Genomic DNA, 18,191 nt, shown 5'->3' on the forward strand with positions numbered 1-18,191 from the left:
CGGGTCTTGACCGTGCCCTCGGGTATGCCGAGGAGCCGGGCGGTCTCGCGGGTCGTCAGGCCGTCGACGACGGTCGCCCGCAGGACCTCGGCGAGTTCGGGCGAGATCCGGTCGAGGGCCGCGCCGACCTCCCCGTACTCCAGTCCGGCGAGCACCCGGTCCTCGGCGGAGGACGCGGCGGCGGACGGCTCCGTGGGTACGGCGGCTTGTTCGGCCGCCCGTTCCACGACGCGTTCCGCACGGGCCCGGGCCCGCTGCGCGTCCACCAGGCGCCGGGCCGCGATCACCCAGATCCAGCCACCGGCCTCGCCCCGGCCCCGGTGACCGCCGGCCGAGCGCCAGATCGTGACGAAGGTGTCCTGAAGGACCTCCCGTACGGTCTCCTCGTCCGGGCAGCGCCGGGCGAGGCGGGCGTGCAGCCAGCCGGCGTGCCGGTCGTACAGCACGGCGAGCGCCTCGGAGTCCCCCCGGGCGACCGCGCGCAGCAGCGCCGTGTCGTCGTCCTCGTCGCCCCTGGAGGGGCCTCCCCCTGCGGGGCGCAACAGTCTCACGCCTTCTCTATCGCGCGCGTGCCCCGGTTCGGTTCTCCGTGCCGGTGCCGGTGCCGGTGCCGATCCGCGAGTGCGATACGGCGGCCCGGCTCAGGGTTCTGACGGCGTCCGGTTCAGGGGGTTCGTCGGCTCCCCGCTCAGGCGGCCGTCGGCGGTCCGGCTCAGGGGTTGGTCGGCGGTCCGCCCTCCGGGAGGGCGGCGAAGACCCGCTGGAGCGCGGCCGGGCGCTCGCCGTCGCCCGAGACGACGAGGCGGTGGCGGTACGTCACGTAGTACTGGAAGCCGTCGAAGACCGGGCCGCCCGTCGGCCGCTCCGGGACCCGGGCGTACGCGGGGTCCTCCAGGGCGGCCCGGAGCTCGGCTGCCTCGGCGGGGGTCTGCCGGCCGGTGCGGGGCGCCTTGGTGCCGGAGCGGCTGGTCCAGGAGCCGTCGTAGTGGACGACCAGTTTGTTGCGGACACCGGCGAGGCCGCCGTTGACGACGACCTCGACGAGGACTTCGGCCGGGTGGGGGTCCGCCGTGGGGGAGCCGGGAGCGGTGGTGGTGCCCGGCGCCGTCGTGGCTCCCGGGGTCGCCGTGGCCCCGGGGGCCGTGGCCGTCGCCGTGGAGGGCGGCTCGGCCGGTGCGCTCACCGACGGCGGCCCGCCCGGCGCGGGCGGCGTCTCCGGCCCGCAGCCGCTCGCACCACCGACCAGGACCCCCACCAGAAGCAGGGTCCCGCACCACGTCACCCGCGCGCCTCTCACCATGGACCGAGCATGCCAAGTGAGGGGCACCGCGCGCAGCCGGACGGTCGGGTCGGGTCCGGACCCGTCCGTCAGCCGGTCCCGCCGCCGTCCCGGACGATGCCGGTGAGCGGACACCGGTAGCGCCAGTCGAGGGAGTCGTACAGCGCGAGGCCGTCCGTCGTCGCGGAGAGCACGCCGGTCTCGGCGCCGGCCTGGGCGGCGGCCGCCTCCAGGGTGCGCATGACGTTGGCGCCGAGCCCGCGCCGCCGGTGCGCGGGGTCGGTCTCGATCTGGTCGACGACGGCCGTGGATCCGGTCGGTGCGATCTGGCCGCGGGCGGCGAGGGTGCCGTCGGGCGTGAGGACGCGGACCCGGATGACACCGTCCCGGACCTCGGTGGTCCGCGCGTACCCCTCGGGCGGGGCCGGCCGGGCGCCGGGGTCCAGCGGCTTGATCATCATGAAGCCCGGGTCGTCGGGGACGGTCCATCCCTCCGTGATCCACGCCTGCGCGTCCTCGGGTCCCGCCATGATCTTGAGCCAGCTGTACGGGGTGGTCAGCCGGGTGCAGAGCGTGCCGACCGTGGCCGCGTCGGGGGCGGGCAGCACATGCCGTACGACGTGCCGGGGGAGCCCCACGTCGATGCGGTGGCCCCAGGGCTCGTGGACGGCGTCCGGGGTGCCGCGGGAGACGGTCCAGCCCGCGACCCACGCCGATGTAAGAGCTGCGATATCCATGCAGTCATTACATAGGCCGAAAGTGGCGTCTGTGAGGATGATCGCTCAGAGCGAACGGACGTCCGGGAACATTCATGGGCTCACATGCATTGAGTCGGCATAGCTCAACTTGACTGCCGAAGGGGAGATCATGGCTTCTGACTCCAAGCCGTCCGTGCCGCTCACTCTGCCCGTGCTGCCGCTTGACGACGAGGTCGTGCTGCCCGGCATGGTGGTGCCGCTCGACCTGTCCGACAACGACGTACGCGCCGCTGTGGAGGCCGCCCAGGCCGCCGCGCGGCCCGGAGCGGGCAAGCCGCGGGTGCTGCTCGTGCCCCGCGTCGACGGGACCTACGCCGGGACCGGCGTCCTCGGCACCGTCGAGCAGGTCGGACGACTGTCCGACGGCGATCCCGGCGCCCTGATCCGCGGCCTCGGCCGCGTGCGCATCGGCGCCGGTACGACCGGACCCGGCGCGGCCCTGTGGGTCGAGGGCAGCACCGTCGAGGAGACCCTGCCCGAACCGCTGCCCGGTCAGGTCACCGACCTGATCAAGGAGTACAAGGCGCTCGCCACCAGCTGGCTCAAGAAGCGCGGTGCCTGGCAGGTCGTCGACCGCGTCCAGCAGATCGACGGCGTCGGCGCCCTCGCCGACAACTCCGGGTACTCGCCCTTCCTCACCGTCGATCAGAAGGTCGCCCTCCTGGAGACCGCCGACCCGGTCGCCCGCCTCAAGCTCGCCACCGCCCAGCTCCGCGAGCACCTCGCCGAGCAGGACGTCGCCGAGACCATCGCCAAGGACGTCCAGGAGGGCGTCGACAAGCAGCAGCGCGAGTTCCTCCTCCGCCGCCAGCTCGAAGCCGTCCGCAAGGAGCTCCGTGACCTCAACGGCGAGGCCGAGGGCGACGAGTCCGACGACTACCGCGCCCGCGTGGAGGCCGCCGACCTGCCCGAGAAGGTCCGCGAGGCCGCCCTCAAGGAGGTCGAGAAGCTGGAGCGGTCCAGCGACCAGTCCCCCGAGGGCTCCTGGATCCGCACCTGGCTGGACACCGTCCTCGAACTCCCCTGGAACGAGCGGTCCGAGGACCGGTACGACATCCGCGGCGCCCGCGCCGTCCTCGACGCCGAGCACGCGGGCCTTGACGACGTGAAGGAACGGATCACCGAGTACCTCGCGGTGCGCAAGCGCCGCGCCGAACGCGGCCTCGGCGTGGTCGGCGGCCGCCGCGGCGGAGCCGTACTCGCCCTCGTCGGCCCGCCCGGCGTCGGCAAGACCTCGCTCGGCGAGTCCGTCGCGCACGCGATGGGCCGCGAGTTCGTCCGGGTCGCCCTCGGCGGCGTCCGGGACGAGGCGGAGATCCGCGGCCACCGCAGGACCTACGTCGGCGCCCTCCCCGGCCGGATCGTGCGGGCCATCAAGGAGGCCGGGTCCATGAACCCGGTGGTCCTGCTCGACGAGATCGACAAGGTCGGCTCCGACTTCCGCGGCGACCCCGCGGCGGCCCTCCTGGAAGTCCTCGACCCGGCGCAGAACCACACCTTCCGCGACCACTACCTGGAGGTCGAACTCGACCTCTCGGACGTCGTCTTCCTGGCCACGGCCAACGTCCTGGAAGCCATCCCGGAGGCCCTCCTCGACCGCATGGAGCTGGTCAGGCTCGACGGCTACACGGAGGACGAGAAGGTCGTCATCGCCCGTGACCACCTGCTGCCCCGGCAGCTGGAACGCGCCGGTCTGGAACCCGGTGAGGTCGTCCTGGAGGACGCGAGCCTGCGCAGGCTGGCCGGCGAGTACACCCGCGAGGCCGGCGTACGCACCCTGGAGCGGGCCATCTCCCGGCTGCTCCGCAAGGTCGCGGCCCAGCACGAACTGGGCGACCGGGAACTTCCGTTCACGGTCGGTCCGGACGATTTGCGCGAGCTCATCGGAAGGCCGCACCACGTGCCGGAGTCGGCCCAGGACCCGGCGGAGCGCCGTACCGCCGTGCCGGGTGTCGCCACCGGGCTCGCCGTGACCGGCGCGGGCGGTGACGTCCTCTTCGTCGAGGCGTCCCTGGCCGACCCGGAGACCGGCGCCGCCGGTCTCACCCTCACGGGTCAGCTGGGCGACGTGATGAAGGAGTCGGCGCAGATCGCGCTCTCCTTCCTCCGCTCGCACGGCGCGGAACTGGAACTGCCCGTCACCGGCCTGAAGGACCGGGGCGTGCACATCCACTTCCCCGCGGGCGCGGTCCCCAAGGACGGCCCGAGCGCGGGCGTCACCATGACGACCGCCCTCGCCTCCCTGCTCAGCGGGCGACTCGTCCGTACGGACGTGGCCATGACCGGCGAGGTCTCCCTCACCGGCCGGGTCCTCCCCATCGGCGGCGTGAAGCAGAAGCTCCTCGCCGCGCACCGGGCGGGCATCACCACGGTCGTGATCCCGAAGCGGAACGAGGCCGACCTGGACGACGTCCCGGCCGAGATCCTGGAGAAGCTGGAGGTCCACCCGGTGACGGACGTCCGCCAGGTCCTGGAGATCGCCCTGGCGCCGGCGGCGGTGCCGGTGGGAGTGGCGGCGTAACGGCCCTCCGGCGAGCGGGGTGCCCCCGACCTGCAGGGGCACCCCGCTCCGTCGTGCCCGGCGACCTGCGGGGCACCCCGCTCCGTCGTGCCCGGCGCGACCGGAGTACCCGCGGGTAATTCGTGACCCGGATGTCGGTCGGGGCTGTCATGCTCGTACGCATGAACGAAGACGCCTTCTGGGCTCTCATCGACGAGTTGAGCCGCCGTCCCGACGACCGGGACGAGCGGCTGGAGTGGCTGCGCACGGAGCTGCTCCGGCGCCCGGCCGCCGAGAGCGTGGAGTTCCAGGTGCGCCTTGAGGACGCGTGCGAGGTCGCCGGCACACGTGCGATGTGGCGGGCGGCGAACCGGATCGAGAGCGGCGGCTGCACCGACGACGGCTTCCACTACTTCACCCTCTGGCTGGTCGGGCAGGGGCGGAAGGTGTACGAGACGGTGGTCGCCGACCCGGACGCGCTGGCCGACGTGCCGGAGGTGCGGGCCCTGGTGGGACGGCTCCGCGACGAGTGGGACGACGAGGAGTGGCCGGAGTGGGAGGAGCTCGACTACGTCGCGCAGGACGCGTACGACGAGCTGACCGGCCAGGAGGACGACGACGGCGAGGAGTTCCTCGACGCCGTGGAGGAGATGACCGAGGAGCTCGCGGACGAGCTGTCGGGTGAGACGGCGGACGAGTGGGAAGAGGGCGGCGAGGCCCGGAGGGCTCGCCCGGAGGGGGTGGCGACACCCCGGCTCACCGCCCTCTTCCCGCTCGGTACGTCCGGCTCCTAGGCTGCCGGGACCGCGCCCCGGGAGCCGGACGGTTCCGGACGGCTCCTAGGAGGCCGACGAGTTCCGGCGGCGGCCCAGGAGCAGGCTGCCCGCGCCGAAGGCGGCGAGGGCGCCCGCGCCCGCGAGGGCCATGGGAAGCGGCGAGGAGGGGGTCTCGGCCGTCTCGGCGGAGAGGGCCGGAGCCTGCTCGTCGCCGCCGTGGCCCGCGTGGCTCACGGTGGAGAGCGACGCGCCCGCCGCGATCTTCGCCTCGCTCGGGGCCTGGGCCTCCGCCGCGGCCGGCTGCGCGGCCGCACCGCCGAAAGTGACGTCCGAGCAGCTGTAGAAGGCCTCGGGGCTGTCGTTGCGCTGCCACACCTTGTAGACGATGTGGCGGCCGGTGCGGGCGGGGAGGTTGCCCGTGAAGTTGTAGTAGCCGTCGGTGGCCGTGCGGGTGGTGTTGTGGACGGCGACGGGGGTCGCGTCCAGGTCCGACCACTTCAGCGGCTGCGTGGGGTCGAAGCCCGGCTTGGTGATGTAGACGGTCATCGTGCCGGAGTGGGCGGCCGTCACCCGGACCTTGAAGTCGAAGCTGCCCGCGGCGACCGCCGTCGCCGGCCAGTCGGTGCGTGCCCAGTCGAGCGCCCGGTACTTCTCGCGGTTCGCCGAGCAGAGCTTGCCGTCCGGGATGAGGGCCTGGTGCTGACCGGCGGCGTTGGCGATGTTGACCTCGTTCCAGTCGTAGAGCGGCTGCGTGCCGGAGTCGGCGACGAGGTCCTTGCACACCTGCGACTTGGGGGTCTCGGGACCCTCCGCGTAACAGGCGGCGACGCGGCTCACGGGGTTGAAGACGGCTCCGTGGGCGCTGGCGGTGGTGGGGGTGAGGGTGACGAGGGCTGCGGCGGCGGACAGGGCTGCGACGCCGGCGGCGGTGCGGCGGGTGGACTGCATGCGGGGGCTCTCTCTCGTGCGTGGGGGAGGACGGACGAGCAACGCGCGCTGAGCGCACGGAAGTTGAATCCCGGGCGATCGCCGTAGAGCCTCGCATTGGTCCATACCAATAGGCAAGGGGAAGGGCCGGAAAAGCCGAAGCGGCCCCCGGGGTGCCGCACACCCGGGGGCCGCCGTACGAGCGGGGACGTCAGCCGTTGGCGAGCGCCTGCACGCGCGAGAGGTCGCCGTTGAAGTGGTTGTGGTCGCCGACCGTCGGGCCGGAGGAGGTGTACTGCCACATCGTGTAGTACTGCCAGCCGGCCGGGAGTTCGCCCACGGTCGCGGCGTACCGCGCGATCCACAGCGGGTTGGTCGTGGCGAAGGCGGAGGAGTTGCCAGTGCACTGGGTCCACCAGCTGGTCGCCGTGTAGATGACGGCGTCCCGGCCGGTCCTGGCCTTGTACCGGTTCACGAAGTCGCGGATCCAGGACACCATCCCGGCCTGGGTCTTGCCGTAGCAGGTCGCGCCGTACGGGTTCCACTCGATGTCGAGCACGCCCGGCAGTGTTTTGCCGTCCTTCGACCAGCCGCCCCCGTTGTTGACGAAGTAGTCGGCCTGGGCCGCGCCCGTCGTCGTGTCCGGGGTCGCGAAGTGGTACGTGCCCCGGATCATGCCGACGTTGTACGAGCCGGTGTACTGCTGGTTGAAGTAGGTGTTCTTGTAGTAGGTGCCCTCCGTCGCCTTGACGTAGGCCCATTTGACGCCGCTGTTCCACAGGGTGGACCAGGCGACGTTGCCCTGGTGGCTGGAGACGTCCACGCCTTCGGTCTGGACGGCCTGGGTGGAGGCGCCCCCGGGGGCGCTGCCGCGCCCGTCGTGCGCGAGGACGCCCATGCCCATGCTGGCGGAGCCGCGCGGGGGCGCCTGGCGGACACCCGGGTCCTGGGCGGCACCGGCGGACGCGGCGAGGGGGACGAGGAGGGTCAGGGCCGCGAGCGCGGCGCCGGCGAGGGTCGTTCCGGATCTGTGCACACGCATTGCGTGCCTCCGAAAGGATCGGTGGGGGGAGCGATGTCGACGGTCCTGGACACACCACGGCATGTCCTGGTGTGGACATGTCAGTAGGGGTGTCGTGGACGACGCTACGCACGTAGACCCGGCCCATGGAAGAGGGCCTGGACACCGCCGTTGGTCTACGCCTGCGAAATACTGGAAGAGCTGCGGCGATGGCCTCGGCCGAAAGAAACTTTCAGCGGCCGGAAAGCCGTCGGCGGATCGCCGGAGAACGTGTGAGAGGTGCTGACGTGCACGGAAGTGGTACGGGAAGTGAAGGCGGGGTCCCGCCGGCCGCCGGCGGCGAACCCCACGCCCCGACCGGCGGGGTCGACCGGGAGTTCCTCGCGCTCGAGCGCGAACTCGCGGTCTTCCTGCGCCGTGCCCGTGCCCAGTCCGGCGAGATGGCCCGTGAGGTCCACCCCGAACTGGAGCCCGCCGCCTACGGCCTGTTCGTACGGCTCGACGACGCCGGTCCCCAGCGGGCCACCGAACTCGCCGGGTACTTCGGGGTCGGCAAGGCGACCATGAGCCGCCAGCTCCGGGCCCTCGAAGACCTCGGGCTCGTCGCCCGCGACCCCGACCCCGCCGACGGACGCGCCTCGCTGGTCCGGCTCACCGAGGAGGGCCGGGACCGCTTCCGGCACGTCCGGGACGCGCGGCGCGAGCGGTACGTCCGCAAGCTCGCCGACTGGGACCGCGCCGAGGTCGCCGAACTCGCCCGGCTCCTGAACCACTTCAACGTCCGGGCCGAGGGCTGAGCGGCTCCACGCGGGCCGTCGCCGCTCAGCGGGCCCCTGACGCCGTCGCCCGGTGGGCCCCGGCTCCACCGGTAGCGCTGTCGCCGTGGGCCCCGGCTCCCCGGTCGCTGTCGCTCGGTGGGCCCCGGCTCCACCGGTAGCGCTGTCGCCGTGAGCCCCGGCTCCCCGGTGGCGCTGTCGCCCGGTGGGCCTCGGTTTCACCGGTGGCGCCTCGCTCAGTCGGCCCCCAGCTCCACCAGGACCGCCGTCGCGTCGTCGTGCAGCTTCCAGCGCCGCGTCCCGCCGGCCGACGCGTCCGCCGCCTCCAGGGCGCGCACGCGGCGGAGCAGCCCGAGCGTGCCCTCCTTGCGCAGGACGCCGAAGCAGTCCGTCCAGTCGCCCTCGCCGAACAGCTCCACCCAGCGGCTCGCCCCGTCCGTGAGCGCCGCCAGGGCCCGTACCTCCGCGCGCGGGCTCGTCCCCGTCACCGCCCGCCCGGCGACCGCCGGGTCGGCCGCCGCCGTGAAGAAGCCGCCCTCCCGGTTCCGCAGCCGGTCCGTCGCCGCCAGGGACCGCAGGATCTCGTCGGGAACGTGGTCGAGCCGGTCGTCGAGCACGGCCCGTACGGACCCGTCCGGCGACTCCAGGAGGAGTGCGGCGTCGGAGAGGACGAGGTGTTCGACCGAGGTCTCGTCCCAGCGGGCGAGCGCGACGGTCGCCTGGGGCGTACGGACGTGAGAAAGGTCACAGGTGTCCCGATGGGTGTCCGCGGTGCGCCGGATTGCCAGCGACAGGATCTCGGCCAGGGACATGTCCCGGCGGGAAGCGGACAGTTCGGTCAAAGACCCGCCGAGGCGCGCGGTGAACCACGGCACCGTGTGCACACAACCGTCATCACCGACCGGTGGTGTGACGCCGTCGAGGAGGACGACGGTTCCCCCGCCGCCCGAGGCGGGCTGGGCGGCGGCCACCCAGTCCTCGTTGGGGCGTTCGGGGCTGCCGGGGAGGGTGGCGACGTCACTGCGCATGACGACCAGTGTGCCCGGAGCGGCGTGCGTTCCCGGCGCGCGTCTTCACCGGACCTGCAAATGTGCGGAAATGGCCTGTACCAACCCGGCGGAGGTCCCCGGGGAGCCGGAGCGGCGGGCTCCGGGGAGCTGCGGGCGGGCATCCTGCCAAAGCCCGCGCGGAAGATCCAACCGGGGGCCCTCCGGGGCCTCCCCGGCCCGCCCGGAGAAGTTGTTCGCCAACTCAGGAGTGTTGTTCACTCGTTCGGGTGGCGGAGCGGCCGATGCGCGCCCCCTTCCCAGAAGCGCTGGAATGGTCGGAAGCCGTACCAGGGGTGGGGGCGCTCCATGTGACCGGCCGTCACCTCTGCTTTGTGGGCGGACGAATCAAGAATGCGAGCACCGGTGCAGATGAAGCGGCCTCGGAGCAAGAACGGCACGCGGAGCCAGACCCCCGGTGCGGTACCGACCCCGGACGGCGCCGCGGCGCCCACCGGCAGCGTCCCCGACGGCAGCACCTTCGCCGGCAGCGCCCCCCTCGGCCGCCCCAAGCGCGTCCGCAACCGTCTCGTCGCCGGCGTCGCCCTCGTCGGCATCACGGTCCTCGTCGCCGGAGCGCCCGCGATCCTCGCCGCCTCCACCGAGCTCAACGACTCCCAGAGCCTGGTCACCCTCGCCGAACTCGACCGGCAGGCCGTCACCCTGGCCCACTCGCTCGCCGACGAGCGCGACGAGGTCGTCGCCTACATCGCCGCCGGCCGCGACGCCCAGAGCGGCGACGCCAAGCACAGGCGCCAGATCACCAGCACGCGATCGACCCGCGTCGACCGCCAGATCGACGAGATCCGCCCCGCCGCCTCCGCCGAGCTCCGCCGCGACCTCGCCGGCGTCCCCTCCGTCCGCCGTACCGCCCTCACCGGCAAGGGCACGGCCCTGGAGGCCCACCGGGCGTACTCGGAGGTCATCGCCAAGCTCCAGGCCCTCGCCGACGAGCTGGCCGACAAGACCCCGGCCCGCGCCTCCGACACCGCGCTGACCGAGGCCACCCGCGCCCCCGCCGCCCTCAGCCGCGCCGTCGAACAGGCCTCCGCCACCCGCGGCCTGCTCCTCGCCGCGCTCTCCGTGCCGCAGCCCGAGCCCACCGGCGAGGTCGAGTACGACGCCGAGACCGGCACCTACGTCCCCGAGGTGCCCGCGGGCACCGCCGAGGCCGACCGCGCCCGCGACATCCTCACCGCCGCCGCCCAGCAGGCCCGGGTCCGTGAGCTCGCCGCCCTCGGCGACTTCGACCAGGCCGCCGGCTCCACCGCCCGCGACTCCCTCGCCGCGACCGTGGCCGGGCCTGACGTCAAGAGCGCCGAGCGCTCCCTGGCCTCCCTCACCGACCAGCCCCGGCTGACGGAGACCGAGCGCGCGACCGACCCGGCCGGGCTGGAGGCCGCCCTCTCCGCCCGCATCGAGCAGATGCGCGGCGTCGAGTCCGCCCTCGCCGCCGAGCGGGTCGAACGCCTCGGCGCGCTCCGCGACGACGACGTCACCGCCCTCGAACTGCGCATCGCCTTCCTCGGCGGCTGTCTGATCGTCGCGATCGGCATCTCCACCTACGTGGCCCGCACCCTCACCCGGCCGCTCGCCGTCCTCCGGCTCGGCGCCGCCCGGCTCGCCGCCGCCCCCGAGCCCGGGGCCGAGGAACTGGTCCGCTTCACCGGCCGCAACGACGAGTTCGCGCAGGTCGTCCGCTCCCTCAACACCCTGCACGGCAAGCTCGCCGGCCTCGCCGCGCACACCGAGCGGCTCACCGACGACCGGACCGACCTGGTCGCCGCCAAGGAGGCCCTCGGCGCCGAGCTCGCCAACCAGCGCGCCGAACTCCAGGGGCAGGTCGCACTCCTCACCGCCGACCTCGAACGGTTCAGGAGCACCGTCCACCACACCTTCGTCAACCTCTCGCTGCGCAGCCTCGGGCTCGTCGAGCGACAGCTCGGCGTCATCGAGAAGCTGGAGGAGCGCGAGCAGGACCCGGACCGTCTCGCGACCCTCTTCAAGCTCGACCACATGGCGACCGTCATGCGCCGCCACAGCGAGAACCTCCTGGTCCTCGCCGGGCACGAGCACGTCCACGGCCACCCCGGGCCCGTCCCGCTGGTCGACGTGCTGCGCGCCGCCGTCAGCGAGATCGAGCGGTACGAGCGCGTCACCATCCAGTCCCTGCCGCCGCACGCCCAGATCGCCGGCTTCGCCGCGGACGACCTGAGCCACCTCATCGCCGAACTCCTGGAGAACGCCACCTCCTTCTCGCCGCCCGACGCCGAGGTCCAGCTCTCCGGCTGGCTCCTGGAGTCCGGCGAGGTGATGCTCTCCGTGCAGGACGCGGGCATCGGCATGACCGCCTCCCGGCTCGCCGAGCTCAACGCGCGCCTCGCCGAGGCCGACCCCGCAGCCTTCGACGGCGAGGGCCTCGGCATGCGGGTCGTCGCGCTGCTCGCCGCCCGCCACGGCGTCCGCGTCGAGCTGCGCGAGCAGCAGCAGGGCGGCACGGCGGCAGTCGTGGTCCTGCCGCAGCCCCTGCTCCCCACCGCCCTGCCGACCACGGTGACGGAGCCCGTACGGGTGGCGGGCGCGGCACCCACGCTCCTCCTGCCCGGCTCGGCCGCGGAGGCCAACTCCAACACGCTGCCGTCCCGGAACCGCGACCCCCTCGTCGAGGCGGCGGAGCGGGCGTTCATGGAGGCCGAGGTGACGGCGGCCAGGGAACAGCGGGACCAGGAGCCGGAGCGGGAGCCGGCGGACGAGCCGGAGGCGCAGGAGCGCCCGTACGAGCCGGAGGCGCAGGCGTCGTACGAGCCCGAGCCGGAGACGCAGGCGTCGCACGAGCCCGCGCCCCACGACGAGCCCGAGCTCACCCACGACGAGCCCGCCCCCCTCGGCGAGAGCGTCTCCGAGACCACGCTCCAGGTCCGGCTGCCCGACCCGCCGCCGGAGCCGGACACCCACGAGCGCGCGGCGGACGTGTCCGCTCCCGCCGACCACGAGGAGCCCCCGGCTCCGCAGACTCCCGCCGCCCCCGAGCCGGTCACCGACCAGCCGGTTCCCGGGCCGCGTACCCCGCAGTGGGAGCGCGTCACCGACAAGGGCCTGCCCAAGCGCACCCCGCAGGTGGTCCGCCCCGCCGGCCCCGCCACCACGACCCCCCGTCAGGGCGGCGTGGACGCGGAGGCCCTGCGCCGCCGCCTCGGCGGCTTCCACCAGGGAGCCAAGGCCGGGCGCCGCGACGTGGAGGCGGAGATGGAGACGACGCGGATAGATGACGTAAAGACTGCACGTACAGAGGAGATGACGGGGGACACAGTCGAGGAGGCACGCAGTTGACTGCGACGGGAACGTTCGGACTGAGCACGGAAGCCCGCAACCTGCAATGGCTGCTGGGGAATCTGGTGGAGGAGGTGCCCGGGGTCCACTCGGTCGCCGTCGTCTCCTCCGACGGCCTGATGCTGCTCTCGTCCGACCCGGCCGCCCAGCAGAGCACGACGGCCGCCGCCGAAGCCGGCCGTCCGAACGGACCGCGCGGCTCCAGCGCCGACCTGGCCACCATCGTCTCCGGCATCGGCAGTCTGACCATCGGCGCCGCACGCCTGATGGACGGCGGCGGGGTCAAGCAGACCATGGTGGCGATGGAGGAGGGCAGCGTCTTCGTCATGTCGATCAGCGACGGTTCGCTGCTCGGCGTCCACGCCACGCCCGACTGCGACATGAGCGTGGTGGCCTACCACATGGCGCTCTTCGTGGGCCGCGCCGGTCACGTACTCACCCCCGAAGTCCGCAGCGAGCTGCGCAAATCGATGGAGAGCACCCAGTGACGTCAGTGTCTTCGGGGTTTCACGCCCACCGGCTGCCCGTACGAGGAGACGGACGCCGCCCCGCGCGCGTACGCCCGTACTCGCTGACCGGCGGACGCACCCGCTTCGGCCATGTCCTGCTCGTCGAGACCTTCGTGGCGGCGCTCGAAGCGCCCGCCGTGCGCAAGCTCCTGACGGACGGCGGGCCGGGCGCCCGCGGTCTGATGCCGGAGATGCGGGCCATCGTCGAGATCTGCCGCCGGATGCGGACGGTCGCGGAGATCTCGGCGCTTCTGAAGATGCCGTTGGGGGTCGTCCGGGTGCTCCTCAGCGACCTGGCCGACCAGGGAAAGATCCGTGTGTACGGGACCGGTCACGGCACCGGCCAGCCCGACCGCGCGCTCCTCGAAAGGGTGCTGAGTGGACTCCGTCGTCTCTGACGCCTCCGCCGTCTCCGATGCCGACACCGAATCACCGGCGGTGACGGGCATTCCCGCGCAGCCCCAGGCCCCCGAGGCCGACCTGTTCCGGCGAGATACGACCGCGTCGGCCGCGACCGCGTCGGCCACCGCCGAGCCCGACGCCGAGGACGGCGCGCAGGACTGGCAGCTCGACCACACCCGCGCCCCGATCGCGACGAAGATCGTCGTCGCGGGCGGCTTCGGCGTCGGCAAGACCACCTTCGTGCGCGCGGTCTCGGAGATCACCCCGCTCCAGACCGAGGCGCTGATGACCCGGGCGAGCGAGGAGACCGACGACCTCACCGCCACGCCGGACAAGCTCACCACCACGGTGGCGATGGACTTCGGCCGGATCACCCTCGACAACGACCTGGTGCTGTACGTCTTCGGTACGCCGGGACAGCAGCGTTTCTGGTTCATGTGGGACGACCTGGTGCGCGGGGCGATCGGTGCGATCGTGCTGGCCGACACGCGGCGGCTCACGGACTGCTTCCCGGCCCTCGACTACTTCGAGAGCTGCGGGCTGCCGTACATCGTGGCCGTCAACCACTTCGAGGGCACCGAGCTGTTCGAGGCGGACGACGTCAGGGAGGCGTTGACCGTGCCCGCGCACGTCCCCGTGGTGATCATGGACGCGCGCAAGCGGTACAGCGTCGTCGAGAGCCTGCTCGCGATGGTCGCGCACGCGCTCGAACACACCCCCGAATAGATCGCTCAGCTCTCCCCGTCACGCCAGGAGCACCACCCATGCGGAAGATACTCATAGTCGGCGCCGGCCAGTCCGGTCTGCAGCTCGCCCTCGGACTCCAGTCGTCGGGGTACGAGGTCACCCTCATGTCGAACCGGACGGCGGACGAGATCCGGGCCGGCCGGGTCATGTCCACCCAGTGCATGTTCGACACCGCGCTCCAGCACGAGCGGGACCTCGGCCTCAACTTCTGGGAGTCCCAGGCCCCCCGCATCGAGGGTCTCGGCGTCTCGGTCGCCGCCCCCGATTCCTCCCGCGCGATCGACTGGGTCGGCAAGCTCGACGGGTACGCGCAGTCCGTCGACCAGCGGGTGAAGATGGCCGGCTGGATGGAGACCTTCGCCCAGCGCGGCGGCCAGCTGGTGATACACGGCGCGGCCGTCAGCGACCTGGACTACTTCTCGCGCAGCTACGACCTGGTGCTCGTCGCGGCGGGCAAGGGCGAGCTGGTCTCGATGTTCGGCCGGGACGCGTCCCGTTCGCCGTACAGCGAGCCGCAGCGCGCGCTGGCCGTCGCGTACGTCCACGGCCTCGGCCCGCGCCCGGAGCACCCGGACTTCGACGCGGTGCGGTGCAACGTGGTCCCGGGCGTGGGCGAGCTGTTCGTCATGCCGACGCTGACGACGGGGGGCCGCGCGGACATCCTCTTCTGGGAGGGCGTCCCCGGCGGCCCGCTCGACGCCTTCACGGGCATCAAGGACCCCGCGGAGCACCTGTCGCTGACCCTGGAGCTCATGGAGAAGTTCACGCCCTGGGAGTACGCGCGGGCCACCAGGGTCGAACTGACCGACGCGGGCGGCACCCTCGCCGGCCGGTACGCGCCGACGGTCCGCAAGCCGATCGGCCGGCTGCCCGGCGGTGGCCTGGTCCTCGGTGTGGCCGACGTGGTCGTGGCCAACGACCCGATCACCGGCCAGGGCTCGAACTCCGCGTCGAAGTGCGCGGCGGCGTACCTGGCGGCGATCGTCGAGCAGGGCGACAAGCCCTTCGACGAGGAGTGGATGCAGTCGGCCTTCGACCGCTACTGGCAGACGGCCCAGCACGTCACCAAGTGGACGAACGCGATGCTGGCACCCCCGCCGGAGCACGTCCTGAACCTCCTGGGCGCCGCGGGCCAGCTCCAGCCGGTCGCCAACCGCTTCGCGAACGGCTTCAACGACCCGTCGGACTTCGAGAACTTCTTCTTCGACCCGGAGAAGACGAACGCGTACCTGGCGGAGGTCGCGGGCGGCTGAGCCGCGCGCACGTTCTCCTTCGACGGCCGGTACCCGGGGCTCCAGGCCCGCGGGAGCCGGCCGTCTGCCGTCCGCTGTCGGTCGGCGGTCGTCGGCCGTCGGTCTTCCCGGGACCGGCCGTCCGGCGGCCGTCGAAAAACCGATCGAGTTGTCCCGCCCTGTGCTCGATCATGTGTCCATGTCTCAGTTGAACACCCTGGCCCGTGTGGACGCCGACCTCGACGCCGGGCGGGTCCCCATGGCGCGGCAGCGGCTGCGTGGGCTGGTTTCGTCGTTTCCGTACGATCTGACGCTGCGGCGTCGGCTTGCCGAGGTGTACCGGCTGTACGGGGACGCGGCCGAGGCGGGGCGCTGGATGTACCTCGAAGAGGACCGGAACGCGGAGGAGACCGCCGCCTTCGAGGAGCGCTACGGAACTCCCGGATGGAGGATGAAGGCCCTCGCCTGGCGCGGGCCCGAGGCGCTGGCGGCGAACCCGTTCGCCGCCGGCCAGCTCGCCGCGGTGCGGGCCGCCTGTGCCGAGCGGCTCGGACACCCCGTCGACTGGGACGACCCGGACTCCTACGCGGCGGACCGGGGCGAGGAGGCCGACGTACCGGAACCCGAGGGCTGGACGTTCGGAGGGGTGATCGCTGGAGTGGGCGCCCTGGCGGGAACCGTCGTCGTGGTGGGCATCTGGGTGCTCGGGATCGTCTCCCTCTTCTCGTAGCGCCCGGCGGCCTCCGCCCGCCGGACCGCCCACGGCGTCAGCAGACCCGTCAGGGCGAAGAGCGCGCCGACGACGTACCAGCCGGGGCGGCCCCAGCCGATGCACAGCGCGATGAGCAGGCCGGGGCCGACCGCCTCGGAGAGACCCGCGCCCAGGCCGAAGACCCCCAGGTACTGGCCGGTGGCGCGGGGCGGGGCGAGGGCGTACGACACCTCGAAGCCGCCCGCCGAGTGCCACAGTTCGCCGATCGTGTGGACCATGACGGCCGCGAGGAGCAGCCCGACCGCCACGGCCACCGGCGCGCCCGCCGAGAGGGGGACCAGCGCGCAGGAGACGAGGAACGCCGCTCCGGCGCGACGGTAGGCGTGGCCACCGGCGCGCGGCGAGTCGATGCCCCGGCTCGCCCGTACCTGGAGTCCCACGACGATCACGGTGTTGGCGAGCATCGCGCCCGAGACGAGCCAGTGCGGGGCGGTGGTGGACCCCACGAGCCACAGCGGGATCGCCACCGTCAGCACTTTGAACTGCATCGCCATCACCCCGTCGAGCGCGGTGAGCGCGAGATACGGACGGTCCCGCAGCGCGATCCACCGCGGCCCCCGGGCGACGGGCGCGGGCGCCACCGGCGGCAGCAGGAACAGCACGACGGCCGAGGCCCCGAACGCCAACGCGTTGCCCAGTACGAGGACTTGGTACGCGCCGAGCGTGCCGACCTGGACCGCCCAGCCCGCGAGGAGAGCGCCCAGGGAGATGCCGACGTTGGTCACGGCCCGCAGATAGGCCCGGAACTCCTGCGGCCGCTCCCCTCCGTAGTGCCGGACGAGCGGCGCACGCGCGGCCAGTCCGGCGGCCTTCGCCCCGGTGGCCGTCGAGACCGCGAGCACGAAGGGCCAGAAGCTGTCCGCGAGAACGAAGGCCCCGGTCGCCACCGCCTGTACGGCCAGCGTGACCACGTACACACCCCGCGCCCCGCACCGGTCCGCGAGATGGCCGACCCCGATTCCCACGGCGAGGGAGAGGGTTCCGGCGATGCCGAGCCCGACTCCCACCGCGGCGGCCGTCAGGTGTACGGCCTGGGTGAAGTACAGGACCCCGGCGGTCAGGAAGAGCCCGCTGCCGACGGTGTTCACGAAGTTGGAGACGGCGAGAGTGCGCTGGGGCCCGGTGGAGGGCAGCAGTCGGGGCATGACGGGGCTCCGCGTCCGTTCGGGCGAGATGCGGCGAGTAAGGACCCGGATAGCTTGTTGCATATTACTTGCAAGAGCAAGAGGATTGATGTGGAGGGGAGTTGAGGGTCAGCCGCGGTCGTATCCCTCGTCCGCTCCGTCCCTCGCCCCCACCGGCAGCACCGGCGGGGTGTACGAGGCCAGAGCCTCCCCGTCCGGATCCGGGCGCACCGCCCCGAGGAGCGGGTTCGCCGCGATCGGGGAGACCTTCACCTTCCCGCCGGGCCGCGGCGCCTGCACCACCAGGCCCTCGCCGAGATAGACCGCCACATGGGTCGCGCCGGGGAAATACACCACCAGGTCCCCGGGACGGAGCTCCGAGAGCGACACCCGGGGCAGCGTCGCCCACTGCTCCTGGCTCGTCCTCGGCACCTCCAGGCCGGCCGCCGCCCACGCCTGCTGGGTGAGCCCCGAGCAGTCGTACGTCGCCGGGCCCTCCGCCCCCCACTCGTACGGCTTGCCGATCTGGCCCACCGCGAACCGCAGCGCCTCCGCACCCGCCCCGGACGGGGTGCGCCGGCCCTCCAGAACACCCGAGTCGAGCAGCTCGCGCTGCGCACCCGCCGTCTGGACCCGTTCCAGCTCGGTGAGCCGGGCCAGCTGCTCGGGAGAGAGCGCCGCGAGCAGCTTCTCGACCTCCGCGAGCCGGGCCCGCACCTCGTCGCGCCGGATGCGCTGCGTGGCGGCGAGGGTCTGCTGCCGGTCGAGCGCCCTGCGTGAGGCACTCGCCAGGCTGCCGGCCTGCCGTTCGGCCTTCTCTAGCCGCGGCACGGCCGACGCCCGGTCCCGGGAGGCCCGCGCCATCAGATGCCCCTGGTCGAGCGCCGACTGGGGATCCGGTGCGAACAGCAGCCGCAGATAGGAGGAGAACTCGGACCCGCCCCGGTACTGGTCCCGGGCGATCCGCCCGGCCGCCGCCCGCCCCTGCGCCA

The 18,191-nt window shown here is 73.1% G+C and carries 16 protein-coding genes and 1 pseudogene; 9 read left to right on the forward strand and 8 right to left on the reverse strand.

The window, feature by feature from the left end; genetic code table 11:
* The 3 genes from AOK00_RS19330 to AOK00_RS19340 all read right to left on the reverse strand — a co-directional run.
* On the reverse strand, positions 1-551 hold a 551-nt coding region (locus AOK00_RS19330), incomplete at its 3' end, for an RNA polymerase sigma factor (protein ID WP_055601566.1).
* A 161-nt stretch (positions 552-712) separates the two neighbouring features.
* On the reverse strand, positions 713-1,300 hold the full coding sequence (locus AOK00_RS19335; RefSeq protein ID WP_159041802.1) for a hypothetical protein: 588 nt from the start codon (positions 1,298-1,300) through the stop codon (positions 713-715).
* Positions 1,301-1,368: 68 nt separating this feature from the next.
* The gene (locus tag AOK00_RS19340) at positions 1,369-2,016 is read right to left on the reverse strand and encodes a GNAT family N-acetyltransferase (RefSeq protein ID WP_055601556.1); all 648 of its coding nucleotides are present in this window, start codon (positions 2,014-2,016) and stop codon (positions 1,369-1,371) included.
* 130 nt (positions 2,017-2,146) lie between these two features.
* Here AOK00_RS19340 and lon point away from each other — a divergent pair, with 130 nt between their 5' ends.
* Both lon and AOK00_RS19350 read left to right on the forward strand, forming a co-directional pair.
* Positions 2,147-4,558, forward strand: coding sequence for an endopeptidase La (lon, locus tag AOK00_RS19345; RefSeq protein ID WP_055601557.1), 2,412 nt, complete (start codon positions 2,147-2,149; stop codon positions 4,556-4,558).
* 161 nt (positions 4,559-4,719) lie between these two features.
* Positions 4,720-5,331: a DUF4240 domain-containing protein gene (locus tag AOK00_RS19350; protein ID WP_063886627.1), complete on the forward strand. Its 612-nt coding sequence runs from the start codon at positions 4,720-4,722 to the stop codon at positions 5,329-5,331.
* Positions 5,332-5,376: 45 nt separating this feature from the next.
* On the opposite strand, the gene AOK00_RS19355 is transcribed toward AOK00_RS19350, so the two are convergent.
* Both AOK00_RS19355 and AOK00_RS19360 read right to left on the reverse strand, forming a co-directional pair.
* A complete protein-coding gene (locus tag AOK00_RS19355) occupies positions 5,377-6,261 on the reverse strand; it encodes a lytic polysaccharide monooxygenase auxiliary activity family 9 protein (protein WP_055601558.1) in 885 nt (294 codons plus the stop codon).
* 190 nt (positions 6,262-6,451) lie between these two features.
* A complete protein-coding gene (locus tag AOK00_RS19360) occupies positions 6,452-7,282 on the reverse strand; it encodes a lysozyme (protein ID WP_055601559.1) in 831 nt (276 codons plus the stop codon).
* Positions 7,283-7,548: 266 nt separating this feature from the next.
* Between AOK00_RS19360 and AOK00_RS19365 the strand changes: the two genes are divergently transcribed.
* A complete protein-coding gene (locus AOK00_RS19365) occupies positions 7,549-8,058 on the forward strand; it encodes a MarR family transcriptional regulator (RefSeq protein ID WP_055601560.1) in 510 nt (169 codons plus the stop codon).
* Positions 8,059-8,273: 215 nt separating this feature from the next.
* On the opposite strand, the gene AOK00_RS19370 is transcribed toward AOK00_RS19365, so the two are convergent.
* Complete coding sequence (locus tag AOK00_RS19370) at positions 8,274-9,065, reverse strand: protein phosphatase 2C domain-containing protein (RefSeq protein ID WP_055601561.1); 792 nt, start codon at positions 9,063-9,065, stop codon at positions 8,274-8,276.
* A gap of 372 nt (positions 9,066-9,437) precedes the next feature.
* Here AOK00_RS19370 and AOK00_RS19375 point away from each other — a divergent pair, with 372 nt between their 5' ends.
* The 6 genes from AOK00_RS19375 to AOK00_RS40455 all read left to right on the forward strand — a co-directional run bounded on the left by AOK00_RS19375 (position 9,438) and on the right by AOK00_RS40455 (position 16,033).
* Entirely contained in the window at positions 9,438-12,413 is a 2,976-nt protein-coding gene (locus tag AOK00_RS19375) for a nitrate- and nitrite sensing domain-containing protein (protein ID WP_173861595.1), read from the forward strand.
* Positions 12,410-12,901, forward strand: a complete 492-nt coding sequence (locus AOK00_RS19380; RefSeq protein ID WP_030320968.1) for a roadblock/LC7 domain-containing protein — start codon at positions 12,410-12,412, stop codon at positions 12,899-12,901. Before AOK00_RS19375 ends, AOK00_RS19380 begins: the two co-directional genes overlap by 4 nt.
* Positions 12,898-13,320 carry a DUF742 domain-containing protein gene (locus tag AOK00_RS19385; RefSeq protein ID WP_055601563.1) on the forward strand — a complete coding sequence of 141 codons (423 nt, stop codon included), beginning with the start codon at positions 12,898-12,900 and terminating at the stop codon, positions 13,318-13,320. The genes AOK00_RS19380 and AOK00_RS19385 overlap by 4 nt, the downstream gene beginning before the upstream one ends.
* A complete protein-coding gene (locus AOK00_RS19390; protein WP_107097428.1) occupies positions 13,301-14,050 on the forward strand; it encodes a GTP-binding protein in 750 nt (249 codons plus the stop codon). Before AOK00_RS19385 ends, AOK00_RS19390 begins: the two co-directional genes overlap by 20 nt.
* Before the next feature lie 38 nt (positions 14,051-14,088).
* The gene (locus AOK00_RS19395; protein ID WP_055601564.1) at positions 14,089-15,324 is read left to right on the forward strand and encodes a styrene monooxygenase/indole monooxygenase family protein; all 1,236 of its coding nucleotides are present in this window, start codon (positions 14,089-14,091) and stop codon (positions 15,322-15,324) included.
* A gap of 178 nt (positions 15,325-15,502) precedes the next feature.
* On the forward strand, positions 15,503-16,033 hold the full coding sequence (locus AOK00_RS40455; protein ID WP_254047420.1) for a DUF6584 family protein: 531 nt from the start codon (positions 15,503-15,505) through the stop codon (positions 16,031-16,033).
* A gap of 275 nt (positions 16,034-16,308) precedes the next feature.
* On the opposite strand, the pseudogene AOK00_RS40460 reads toward AOK00_RS40455, so the two are convergent.
* Both AOK00_RS40460 and AOK00_RS19410 read right to left on the reverse strand, forming a co-directional pair.
* Positions 16,309-17,283: pseudogene (locus tag AOK00_RS40460) on the reverse strand (MFS transporter); the annotation flags it as partial.
* 45 nt (positions 17,284-17,328) lie between these two features.
* Positions 17,329-18,191 (reverse strand): C40 family peptidase (locus AOK00_RS19410; RefSeq protein WP_173861596.1); only part of this gene is annotated, 863 nt, incomplete at its 5' end.

Source organism: Streptomyces aureus (assembly GCF_001418135.1).
In the GTDB taxonomy this organism is placed as follows: Bacteria; Actinomycetota; Actinomycetes; order Streptomycetales; family Streptomycetaceae; genus Streptomyces; species Streptomyces aureus_A.

What these genes read in the sequence shown, in the direction of transcription:
- AOK00_RS40455 (WP_254047420.1), top strand. Translation starts at nt 15,503, where the DNA reads ATGTCTCAGTTGAACACCCTGGCCCGTGTGGACGCCGACCTCGACGCC.
- AOK00_RS19355 (WP_055601558.1), bottom strand. Translation starts at nt 6,261, where the DNA reads ATGCAGTCCACCCGCCGCACCGCCGCCGGCGTCGCAGCCCTGTCCGCC.
- lon (WP_055601557.1), top strand. Translation starts at nt 2,147, where the DNA reads ATGGCTTCTGACTCCAAGCCGTCCGTGCCGCTCACTCTGCCCGTGCTG.
- AOK00_RS19350 (WP_063886627.1), top strand. Translation starts at nt 4,720, where the DNA reads ATGAACGAAGACGCCTTCTGGGCTCTCATCGACGAGTTGAGCCGCCGT.
- AOK00_RS19395 (WP_055601564.1), top strand. Translation starts at nt 14,089, where the DNA reads ATGCGGAAGATACTCATAGTCGGCGCCGGCCAGTCCGGTCTGCAGCTC.
- AOK00_RS19375 (WP_173861595.1), top strand. Translation starts at nt 9,438, where the DNA reads ATGCGAGCACCGGTGCAGATGAAGCGGCCTCGGAGCAAGAACGGCACG.
- AOK00_RS19360 (WP_055601559.1), bottom strand. Translation starts at nt 7,282, where the DNA reads ATGCGTGTGCACAGATCCGGAACGACCCTCGCCGGCGCCGCGCTCGCG.
- AOK00_RS19335 (WP_159041802.1), bottom strand. Translation starts at nt 1,300, where the DNA reads ATGGTGAGAGGCGCGCGGGTGACGTGGTGCGGGACCCTGCTTCTGGTG.
- AOK00_RS19370 (WP_055601561.1), bottom strand. Translation starts at nt 9,065, where the DNA reads ATGCGCAGTGACGTCGCCACCCTCCCCGGCAGCCCCGAACGCCCCAAC.
- AOK00_RS19340 (WP_055601556.1), bottom strand. Translation starts at nt 2,016, where the DNA reads ATGGATATCGCAGCTCTTACATCGGCGTGGGTCGCGGGCTGGACCGTC.